Genomic DNA, 524 nt, shown 5'->3' on the forward strand with positions numbered 1-524 from the left:
AGCAGCGGTTGTTGATGGAGGTGGCCTGGGAGGCGTTGGAGCATGCCGGGATCACCAAGGAGGCGATTCGGGGCACCGCGACCGGCGTTTTCGTCGGCATGACCACCAGCGACTACGCCCTCAGCATGATCGGCAATATCCAGGCCGCCGATATCGATCCCTACGTTCCCTTCGGCAACGCCGCCAATTTCGCGGCCGGCCGGTTGGCTTATTTCCTGGGTGTGCACGGTCCGGCGATCATGCTCGACACGGCGTGTTCGTCGTCGTTGGTGACGATTCATCTGGCGTGTGCGAGTCTGCGGCGCCGGGAGTCCGATCAGGCGCTGGCGGCCGGGGTGAACCTGATGTTGTCGCCGCAGAACAGTATTGCCACCTCGCGGTGGGGGATGTTGGCCCCCGACGGGCAGTGCAAGACGTTCGACGCCGGCGCCGATGGCTATGTCCGCAGCGAGGGTGCCGGGGTGGTGGTGCTCAAGCGGCTCTCGGATGCCCAGCGTGATGGTGATCGGGTGTTGGCGGTGGTG

The 524-nt window shown here is 65.3% G+C and carries 1 protein-coding gene; it reads left to right on the top strand.

Features of this window, described 5'->3' with window-relative positions; translation table 11 throughout:
• Positions 1 to 524: beta-ketoacyl [acyl carrier protein] synthase domain-containing protein (locus BST10_RS22280; protein ID WP_242665684.1), on the top strand; the 524-nt coding region annotated here is incomplete at both ends.

This window comes from Mycolicibacter algericus DSM 45454 (genome assembly GCF_002086455.1).
GTDB lineage: Bacteria > Actinomycetota > Actinomycetes > Mycobacteriales > Mycobacteriaceae > Mycobacterium > Mycobacterium algericum.